The organism is Gilliamella sp. Gris3-2 (assembly GCF_001690345.1).
Classification (GTDB): Bacteria; Pseudomonadota; Gammaproteobacteria; order Enterobacterales; family Orbaceae; genus Gilliamella; species Gilliamella bombi.
Genome location: NZ_LZHB01000063.1, coordinates 1 through 10,053 on the forward strand (window position 1 = coordinate 1; position 10,053 = coordinate 10,053).

The 10,053-nt window shown below is 35.5% G+C and carries 8 protein-coding genes; 4 read left to right on the forward strand and 4 right to left on the reverse strand.

Annotation, left to right across the window (positions count from 1 at the left end):
* Positions 1-414: 414 nt before the first annotated feature.
* A complete protein-coding gene (locus A9G32_RS12835) occupies positions 415-747 on the reverse strand; it encodes a hypothetical protein (protein WP_141672895.1) in 333 nt (110 codons plus the stop codon).
* A 680-nt stretch (positions 748-1,427) separates the two neighbouring features.
* On the opposite strand from A9G32_RS12835, the gene yccS reads away from it, so the two are divergent.
* Positions 1,428-3,596 carry a YccS family putative transporter gene (yccS, locus tag A9G32_RS08575; RefSeq protein WP_218055875.1) on the forward strand — a complete coding sequence of 723 codons (2,169 nt, stop codon included), beginning with the start codon at positions 1,428-1,430 and terminating at the stop codon, positions 3,594-3,596.
* Between the two features lie 93 nt (positions 3,597-3,689).
* Here the strand turns inward: yccS and nfo are convergent, their stop codons facing one another.
* Together nfo and yejK are read right to left on the reverse strand one after the other, a co-directional pair.
* Positions 3,690-4,535 (reverse strand): deoxyribonuclease IV, encoded by an 846-nt coding sequence (nfo, locus tag A9G32_RS08580; RefSeq protein WP_065589921.1) that lies wholly within the window; start codon positions 4,533-4,535, stop codon positions 3,690-3,692.
* A gap of 42 nt (positions 4,536-4,577) precedes the next feature.
* Positions 4,578-5,582, reverse strand: coding sequence for a nucleoid-associated protein YejK (yejK, locus tag A9G32_RS08585; RefSeq protein WP_065589922.1), 1,005 nt, complete (start codon positions 5,580-5,582; stop codon positions 4,578-4,580).
* Positions 5,583-5,979: 397 nt separating this feature from the next.
* Here yejK and A9G32_RS08590 point away from each other — a divergent pair, with 397 nt between their 5' ends.
* Positions 5,980-7,359 (forward strand): MATE family efflux transporter, encoded by a 1,380-nt coding sequence (locus A9G32_RS08590; RefSeq protein ID WP_065589923.1) that lies wholly within the window; start codon positions 5,980-5,982, stop codon positions 7,357-7,359.
* Positions 7,360-7,477: 118 nt separating this feature from the next.
* On the opposite strand, the gene A9G32_RS08595 is transcribed toward A9G32_RS08590, so the two are convergent.
* Positions 7,478-8,344, reverse strand: a complete 867-nt coding sequence (locus tag A9G32_RS08595; RefSeq protein ID WP_065589924.1) for a YicC/YloC family endoribonuclease — start codon at positions 8,342-8,344, stop codon at positions 7,478-7,480.
* A 161-nt stretch (positions 8,345-8,505) separates the two neighbouring features.
* Here A9G32_RS08595 and rph point away from each other — a divergent pair, with 161 nt between their 5' ends.
* Both rph and pyrE read left to right on the forward strand, forming a co-directional pair.
* On the forward strand, positions 8,506-9,222 hold the full coding sequence (rph, locus tag A9G32_RS08600; RefSeq protein WP_065589925.1) for a ribonuclease PH: 717 nt from the start codon (positions 8,506-8,508) through the stop codon (positions 9,220-9,222).
* A 13-nt stretch (positions 9,223-9,235) separates the two neighbouring features.
* Complete coding sequence (pyrE, locus tag A9G32_RS08605) at positions 9,236-9,883, forward strand: orotate phosphoribosyltransferase (RefSeq protein WP_065574840.1); 648 nt, start codon at positions 9,236-9,238, stop codon at positions 9,881-9,883.
* The last annotated feature ends 170 nt before the right edge of the window (positions 9,884-10,053 follow it).

Here is a 10,053-nt window from a genome sequence, read left to right on the forward strand (position 1 = left end):
GGCGGCGGCGGTTCTGGTAATGGTGGTAATGGGCTAGATGAAAGTATTATTGCATCACTACGATTAACCCCAAATGAATAACTACTATAAAAGGCACTACATAAAATAAAAAAAAGCAAACATATATTGCAAAATAAAATACGTTCAGCAGTTAAATGGTTTGGATACTTCATTTTATTTCCTTTATCAAATAATATTTTATTTTTATAAGTTTCTAGCATTACTAATAAATTCCCACGCCAACAAACATATAATTTGTTAAATAAATTATTTAAACTTATCCGACACCCTAAGCATTGAAGGCTAAAGGTTGAAGAACAACGCAAACAACTGATAGATTGGCATAGTGTTTATTGCTGACAACATCACCAAAATATGTGTTTACTGCTAATTTATTGCGCCAAAATGGGGCACTCACTTGTTCATCAACATCGCCCTCCTATTCCTTTGTGCCACTAACTCCTTCAGATTCAATGAACTAAATAATGTCGCTGTCGTCATGTTAATATCAGCAAAACTTTGGTTTACCTCGGGTAACTTAATCTGGATTGTCGATAATGAAAGGCGGCTTTGTGGTGTGAATTTTCGACTATTTGATAAATTAATACCTAATAAGTCATCTGTTGCTGTCACTTTAATGACGAGGTCATCAAAGGCTAAATAGGATGCTCTACCTTGAATGCTATCTGCTGTCGTGGTCGATAATGCCTGTGATTTTAATGAACACAGCAATAACAACAATGCCAATGGGATTTTTAGCAATAATTTTGTGAGAAATTTCGGTAATAATTTAGATAATTTAGATAATTTAGAAGATATAAATAAGTTTTGCGCAAGAACTCGTCGAATAGGATTATTTGATAAATTTAAGACATAAGTTTGCCAGTGCTTGTGCCTTGTGCCTTGTGCCTAAAATGGTACTGCATTTTGCTCCACCTGTCAAGTAATATTTTGTTTTATTTCGATTTTTTATAATTATTCGCTTATTTAATAAGCTTACCTTTCTAAAACGGTTAAAGTATAACCGTTTTAGAAATAGTTGGCTAGTTTTTTGACGGATTTTTTGTAAAGAAATGTAAAGATGAAAACGATTCGGTTTTATAGATAGGTGAATTTTATAATAAAAATATGGTGTTACCTTTAGGACTTTTTGACTTTTACGTAATGATTAATATTGCTGATAACATCTAAAACACAAACACGCCCAACAGCCCAGTTTGGCGTGCTAGCTTTACTTCGTTATTGGCAAATTTTGACGCTCTAATAAGGCAGGCTTATTAACATTGAGGTGCCAAAAGCGTGTTTCTTACTCTAAAATCGTTCAGGTAGGATATTGATTTTATTAATATTTTTATCTTTATTAAAAAGAAACAACTTTTTGATCTCTTTCCCTAATTGATACAATATAGTATTCTAGTAGCTATTATTTGAACATACACCAAACCCAATACACCGTGCACACATTTATTTTGTCTTTACGTAAAGTCTTTTACAGCAGTAATCTTCTTTTTAGTCTTCGGATGTTAATTAGTTTAACTGGTTCGACTTTAGTTCCGTGGTATTTTGGGTATACCTCGCTAGTTATTCCTCTTACGCTTGGTGTTGTGGCAGCTGGTTTGACTGAGATCGATACTCGTTTATTAAGTCGTTGTATTAATTTAATTCTTACATTGATCTGTTTTACTATTGCCACTTTTTCAGTCGAGTTGTTATTTGATTATCCTGCATTTTTTATTATCGGTTTGGTTTCTTCAACATTTATTTTTACCATGCTTGGTTCGCTTGGGCAACGTTACGGTGTGATTGCGTTTGGATCACTTTTAATTGCTGCCTATACCATGCTTGGGCATAATTTGTTTACTGATAATTACACTTTGCCCTGTTTTTTGCTGTTAGGTGCGCTTTGGTATAATGTTGTTTCGTTAATTGAATCGATCATTCAACCTATTCGCACAACCCAACAATCGCTTTCACAGTGTTTTATTGATTTAGCACAATATCTTGACGCTAAGGCAGCGATGTTTGATCCCGATGAGTCTGACGGTTTTAAAAAACAGACTTTGCAATTAAACAATAGTAATAATCAACTCATTAGTGCTTTTAATAATACAAAACGTTCACTATTTAATCGTTTGAAAAGCTATCGTGGACAAGCTTATATTAGAAAGTTACTAAGCTATTATTTTGTCGCGCAAGATATTCATGAGCGAGCAAGTTCAGCGCATGGACATTATCAAGCGCTTAGTGTGCATTTTAAACATAGTGATATTTTATTTAGATTTGCTCGTATTTTAAATTTGCAAGCGAAAGCTTGTGCGCAATTGGCAATGACAATTAAGTTAAATCAAACTTATCAACATGATCCGCTGTTTTCACGTTATTTTTCGTATCTTGAAGAAGCTATTAATCAATATCATGCTAGTCATAAAAGCGATATGCTGATGATTAAAGCGCTTAAGAGTTTACATCAAAATTTGCTTTCTATCGATCTGTTACTTGCTAATATTGATACCGAGCAACATTTGCCAAAAGCAGAAGAAGATAATCAATTAATCGATGAAGAACTAACCAGCTTTTATGCTATTTTTGCCAAGATTAGAAACAATTTAACCATAAAATCGGCACTATTTCGTCATGCAATTCGTATGTGTGTGGTGTTTTTTGTTGGTTATATGGTGATTCATTTTTCCGATTTACAGCATGGATATTGGATTATTTTAACCAGTTTGTTTGTGTGTCAACCTAACTATTCAACTACAAAATATCGGTTAAAATTACGCGTAATCGGTACCATTCTAGGGATTATTGTAGGTATTCCGTTGACGTTTTTATTTCCAAGTGTTCCTGAGCAGTTGGTGTTGATTATTATCACTGGTTGGCTGTTTTTTCTATTTAAGAATTCACAATATGCTTATGCTACTGCGTTTATTACGTTACTGGTGTTTTTTAGTTTCAGTTTAATTGGCGAAAGTAGTATTCAAGTTGCGGTCGCACGTATTATTGCAACGTTAATTGGTTGTTTTATTGCATGGTTTGCTGTGAGCTTTATTTGGCCTGACTGGAAATTTAGAAATCTACCTAAATTAGTGGATCGTGTTTGCCATGACGATAGCCATTACTTAGCGTTAATTGGTCGTCAGTATTTGACTGGTAAAACTAATGATGTCATGTATCGTTTAGCTAGGCGTGCGGCGCATGATAGTAATGCAGATTTGTCGTCATTAATTAGTTTGATGACTAAAGAGCCGCATATGAATCCAGTTGTTATCGATCAGGGATTTCGTTTGTTAACACTTAATCATACGTTGATTAGCTATCTTTCGACTTTAGGTGCGCATCGCGATAAACCTCTTTCAAAACAAACTTTCGATCTATTTGATGATTTGTCGGTCTATATTATTAATCTATTAAGCATTAAAAAGATCGACGGTGAATACCAAGCTATTAAAAAATCCGTCACCGATTATATCGAAACTATTTCGGCTGTTTCAATTGATGATGATAAAACAAATAATGATCTGTTAGTTATGCAACAATTGGCTTTGATTTTGGATATTTTGCCGGAAATAATTGAACTTGCAGCGCAATTGGAATAATGAAACATGTTTAAACATTTATGCAATGTTTAACCTAATTTGTGGGTAAACATTACCCACTTTGTTTATAGCTAAATAAAAAATATAATAATTTTATGCATTTACCTGTTCCTTTAACCAGTTTATTTCTTGCGTCCAAATATCAGGATCAATGGTTTCTAAGATAAGAGGAATTTCGTCAATTCTTGGATCTTGCATAATATATTTAAATGCAGTTTCACCAATATTGCCTTTGCCTAAACTGTGATGGCGATCGACATGGCTAGCAAATTCGCTTTTAGCATCGTTTAAGTGCATGCCTCGTAAGTATTGAAAACCGACTATTTTTTCGAACTCAGCAAAAGTTTCTTGGCAAGCTTGTTCGGTACGTAAATCGTAACCAGCGGCAAAAGCGTGGCAAGTGTCAATGCAAACTCCAACTCGGCTTTTGTCTTCGACTTGGTCAATGATTTGCGCAAGATGTTCAAATTTATAGCCTAAGTTAGAGCCTTGTCCAGCCGTATTTTCGATAACAGCAACCACATTTTGTGTTTTGTCGAGCGTAATGTTTATCGATTCGGCAATGCGTGCTAGGCATTCATCAACCGATATTTGTTTTAGATCGCTTCCGGGGTGAAAATTGAGTAATGTTAATCCTAATTGTTCACAACGTTGCATTTCGTCTAAAAAAGCAGTGCGTGATTTTTCAAGCTGTTCACTATCGGGGTGTCCTAAATTAATAAGGTAACTATCGTGTGGCAAAATTTGTTTGCTGGTAAAACCATATTTTTCGCAGCGTTTTTTAAAGCTGTCGATGGTGGCTGTTTCAAGCGGTTTGGCGTGCCATTGTCGTTGATTTTTGGTAAATAACGCAAATGCGGTTGCGCCAATTTGATAGGCATTTATCGGGGCGTTATCTACCCCACCTGCTGCACTTACATGTGCACCAATGTATTTCATTTTTTGTCCTAATAACGTTGTTAGTTTATGATTAGCAGATAATTAGTTCGAGCCGCTATTGCGTTGTAGCTGATCTCGCAAATTAGGCGGTACACCTTTAATAACCAGTGAGTCAGTCTGTGGATCCCATTTTATACGTTCACCTAACAAATTTGAATCGAAGCTTAAGGTTAATCCGCCACCGCTGCCCGAGAATTTTTTAAGTTGGCGCAATGCACTACGATCAACGGGGAATGTGTCTTCTAAATCGTATTCACTATTTTTGACAAATTCAATAAAGTTGTTATCGTCACTTGTTGGTAGTTCGTTGGCTAGATTTTTTAGTTCAATTTCTTCACCAGCTTGTAATTGAGCTTGACAGTAATTGTAGACGCTTTCACGTGCGTTGGTTTTGTCTTGTTTGTCAAATTGCATTTCTTGGCAGTAATCATCTACCGCTTTAACCAGTGTTTTGTTTTGTGCTTTCGCATCTAATCCTTCATTAGCACCTAGGTAGTCCATAAAAAAGTCAGATACTTTTCGCCCTACTCGTCCTTTTAAAAAGGTTAAATATCGTTTTGAGTCGGCTTGGGTTTCCCATTCGGTCATGTCTATACGGGCAATAATATCGGCATGGTCAATGTCTAGATATTGCGTTTCGCTAATATCTAAGTCTTCATTAACTAACATACTTAAACAACTATTTAACACCGCAATAATTAAGTATTCAACCGCCAAATAACGATATTGGCAAAACACCACCGTTCCTCCTTCTGCAAAAGGATATTTGGCAAGTTCGTTGCGTAGTTGTTTGGTGGATTCTTGGCTAAAATGTAAAAAATCTTGATTGCCTAGCCGTAGTTCTTTTAGTGATTGTTCAAATAAGCTTTCGCTATTAAATAATCCATAGGCTTTGCTTTTGTTATTATAGATGCGGTTGATATCTTCAATTAGATTAACAACCGCTTGCTCGTTGTCGAGCATTGAGTCACGAAGTTGTAGTTCAATTTCGGTGTCGCTTTTTCTAATTAATTTATGCAGTATGATCTTTTCTATTTGTACGCTCATTGGTGAGGTTCCTATTGGATCGCTATAATCATTAAGGACATTATTTTATCAAAGCGCTGAAAAAGTGCTATTAACAATTTGCCAGTCTGTTAAACTAGCACAGTTAAATTGCATAAATCTATACTGAAACGTATAGTTACCTGAAACTTTTTGACAAGTTTTAACTACACGTAAGCGCAGTCGAGATAGCAAGGTTTAGATAATCGCTATCAGTTATAATCATTAAAATTAAGAAATAAGTAAAAATCGAAAACTGAATTTATTATTTTGCTAATATACCTAACAAGCAATTTGGGGGTATCATTATCAATGTAAAATAATGATTATGCTTTTTATACTGAAACGTATAGTTACCTGAAACTTCTTTACAATATTTATCAACGGAAAATTAAAAGCAATGGCTCACTCTATTGATGTTTATAATGATTTTAAAAATAAAAAAATCAGTGCACTATTTTGGCAATATGCGCTGCCAGCAGTGATTGGAACGATTGTTAATACACTTTATAATATTATTGATGGCATTTTTATTGGCCATTGGATCGGGCGCGAGGCGTTAAGTGCTGCTGGTCTTATTTTACCTGTGATGAATTTAGCAGCGGCAATTGGTATGTTAGTTGGAATCGGTTCGGCCAGTCGGATTTCAATTTTTTTAGGTCGTGGTGAAAACGACAAGGCCGAAAAAGTCGCTGGTACGTCGTTTATGCTAACTGCGCTGCTGAGTGGTTTTACGCTGTCAATGCTGCTTATTTTTATTGATCCCGTGTTGCGTTTTGTCGGTTCTAGCCCTGTTAACCATGTTTATGCTAGAGAGTTTTTAGAAATTTTTCTACCTGGTAGTATCTTTTTGACCCTCACTTTTAACTACAACAATATGATGCGTGCAAGTGGTTACCCTTTTAAAGCCATGGTAACTATGTTTGTCAGTGTGATTGCCAACATTATTTTGGCACCGATTTTCATTATTGGTTTAGGCTGGGGGATGCGTGGAGCTGCAATGGCAACAACGTTGTCGATGATGATTAGCTTTGTGTTTGTTATGCAACATTTTTTAAATAAGAATAGTAATATTAAGCTTTATCGTCGTAATTTTAAGTTGGACTTTTCAATTGCAAAATCGGTTATATCAATCGGTTTATCGCCTTTTTCAATGCAAATGGCGGCATCAATCGTTGTAGTGTTTATTAACTGGCAACTTAATCGTTATGCTCCACTTGCTAATGTGTCGGGCGATGATTCAATTGCTGCTTTTTCTAATGCTAACCGGCTTATTACTTTAGTGATTATGATTGTCATTGGTATCAACCAAGGTATGCAACCTATTATTGGTTATAATTATGGTGCTAAAAATTATGATCGCGTTAAAAAGACTTTCTTTTATGCTGTGAAAGTAGCAACGGTTGTAACTTCGCTCGGTTTTGTATTAGGATTTTTTATTCCAGATATGTTGGTGCGAGCTTTTAGTTCCGAGGAAGATTTAGTGCAACTTTCGGCTATTGCATTACGATTTACTACACTCTCTTTTATTTTTGTTGGCTTTCAAATGGTTACCACTAGCTTTTTCCAATGTATTGGTATGGCAAAAATTTCGATTTTATTAAGTCTTTCAAGGCAAATTTTGATTTTGTTACCAGCACTTTATATTTTACCATTATTTTTGGGTTTTGATGGTGTTTGGGCTGCTGCCCCAACAGCCGATCTGTTATCAACAGGTACAGCTTGCCTTGTGCTTTATTGGTATTTTAAATCACTCAAAGCAAGAAATTATTGTAATTAACACAGCTTTTAAACTGATCAATTAAATAAAAAGATAATGATAATTCCAATATAAATGCAAAGAAAATTACATTTATATTGGAAGAATGTACTAATAAGTAAGTGTTAACATAATAAAATTATTCAATATTTTGTACTTGCTCTCTGATTTGTTCAATAAGCACTTTGAGTTCAATTGCACTGGCGGTCACTTCAGCATTAATTGATTTAGAGGCAATAGTGTTAGTTTCTCGATTAAACTCTTGCATCATAAAATCCAATCTACGACCTATCGCTTCGTTTTTCTTTAAGATCGAATAAGTTTCTTTAACATGTGTCATTAGGCGATCAAGCTCTTCGGCAACATCAATTCGCTGGGCAACCATCACTATTTCTTGCTCTAGGCGAGAATGATCCAGTTCAATATTAGCTTCAGCCAATTTACTTTTTAAACGTTCTTTTTGCCATTCAAGTATTTGCGGCATCCAATTACGAATCTTATCCACTTCTACGGTAATGGCTTCTAAACGTTTAACAATTAAATCACTAAGCGCTTTACCTTCACGTTCTCGAACAGCTTTAAACTCGTCGATAGCTGTATCAAGTAACGCTAGGATTTCTTGTGATATGCTGTCAAGATTTTGTTCTTTTGCCGACAATACGCCTGGCCAACGAAGTACATCAATTGGGTTAACTTGTCCTGATTGATGCTCTGTTTGAACCCAATTAGCGGCATTTAAAATTTGCTTAGCAAGATCTTTATTTAACGAAAGTTCTTGATTTTGCGCTGCAGGATCTAATTCAAAACGTAAATTACATTCGATTTTACCACGAGTTAGACGATTACGGAGTCGTTCACGTATCATCGGTTCAAGTGAACGAAACTGTTCTGGTAGGCGGATATAGGTTTCTAAATAACGTTGATTAACTGATCGGAGTTCCCATGAGGCGGTTCCCCACGATTGATTTAACTCCTTTCTGGCATAGGCGGTCATACTGGAAATCATAATTGCTTCCTAAATTTGTAAAAAACTTGCTGGGCATTGTACCACATATTCTGTATAATATGCTCTTAGCTTAGGCTAAACATCAACCTTATCTTGTTGATGTCCCCCTAAATAATTAGCTCAAAAAAGATATTTTTTAATTGTAACATCTGGAGAATTGCATGCGCCCGTCAGGTCGATCTGCGGAACAAGTCCGCCCTATCAAAATAACCCGTCATTATACTAAGCATGCAGAAGGTTCTGTATTAGTTGAGTTTGGTGAAACTAAAGTACTTTGTAATGCCACTATTGATGAAGGTGTGCCACGTTTTTTAAAGGGGCAAAACCAAGGTTGGGTAACTGCTGAGTATGGAATGCTACCTCGTGCAACCCATTCACGAACTCAACGCGAAGCGGCTAAAGGTAAACAAACCGGTCGCACTATGGAGATTCAACGCCTTATTGCCCGTTCACTACGTGCAATGATCGACCTTAAATTATTAGGTGAATATACTATCACGTTAGATTGCGATGTTATTCAAGCAGATGGTGGTACCCGAACTGCGTCAATTACTGGTGCTTGTGTAGCACTAAATGATGCAATCAACAAAATGGTTGCAGATGGTAAAATTAAGCAAAATCCAATTAAATCATTAGTTGCTGCTGTTTCTGTCGGTATTGTCGATGACCAAGCAGTATGTGACTTAGAATACATAGAAGATTCAAACGCTGAAACCGATATGAATGTTGTTATGACTGACGATGGTCGTATGATTGAAGTGCAAGGCACTGCTGAAGGCGAACCTTTTAGTCATGACGAATTATTAAAACTGTTAGAGCTAGCAAAAAATGGCATCAAAACTATTATTGATGCACAAAAACAGGCCTTAAAAGATTAATTGGAGAGGATCGATGAAATCATATAAAAGTGAATTTATTGAATTTGCATTAAATAGGCAAGCATTAAAGTTTGGTGAATTCACCTTGAAATCGGGACGCAAAAGTCCCTATTTCTTTAATGCAGGATTATTTAATACAGGTAAAGATCTGGCTTTATTAGGTCGTTTTTATGCAGCCGCACTGATGGATGCTAATTTAGAGTACGATGTCATTTTTGGTCCAGCCTATAAAGGTATCCCTATTGTTTCATCAACCGTTGTTGCACTATCTGAACATCATAATGTTGACATTCCTTACTGCTTTAACCGTAAAGAAGCAAAAGATCATGGCGAAGGCGGTAATTTAGTAGGTAGTTCGATCTATCAACAACGCGTTATGTTGGTCGATGATGTTATTACTGCCGGAACTGCTATTCGTGAATCGATGAAAATATTAGCAGATAACCAATCTAAACTTGCTGGCGTACTTATTTGTCTAGATCGTCAAGAAAAAGGTCGTGGTGAACTGTCAGCAATTCAAGAAATTAAACAAACTTATCATTGCAATGTAATTTCAATTATTACGCTTGATGATTTAATCCAGTACCTCTATAAAGATCCAGCTCGAAAAGATCAAGTAACGCAAGTTGAAGCTTATCGGTCTGAATTTGGGATAAAGTAATAACAAATTACTTTTCTATATTTATAAAAACTAAAGCCTCGAAAGAGGCTTTAGTTTTTCATGTTTTATCTAGATAATTTTTATTATCAGTAAGATAAATTCCACAATAAAATAATTGCTTTTATTTTTTAAGATTTAATCATCATATCAAGCCTTTTAAATTTTATTTA

Excerpts from the sequence above, each read along its gene's own strand:
- yejK (WP_065589922.1), bottom strand. The coding sequence starts at position 5,582 with ATGAGCGTACAAATAGAAAAGATCATACTGCATAAATTAATTAGAAAA.
- rph (WP_065589925.1), top strand. The coding sequence starts at position 8,506 with ATGCGCCCGTCAGGTCGATCTGCGGAACAAGTCCGCCCTATCAAAATA.
- A9G32_RS08595 (WP_065589924.1), bottom strand. The coding sequence starts at position 8,344 with ATGATTTCCAGTATGACCGCCTATGCCAGAAAGGAGTTAAATCAATCG.
- pyrE (WP_065574840.1), top strand. The coding sequence starts at position 9,236 with ATGAAATCATATAAAAGTGAATTTATTGAATTTGCATTAAATAGGCAA.
- nfo (WP_065589921.1), bottom strand. The coding sequence starts at position 4,535 with ATGAAATACATTGGTGCACATGTAAGTGCAGCAGGTGGGGTAGATAAC.
- A9G32_RS08590 (WP_065589923.1), top strand. The coding sequence starts at position 5,980 with ATGGCTCACTCTATTGATGTTTATAATGATTTTAAAAATAAAAAAATC.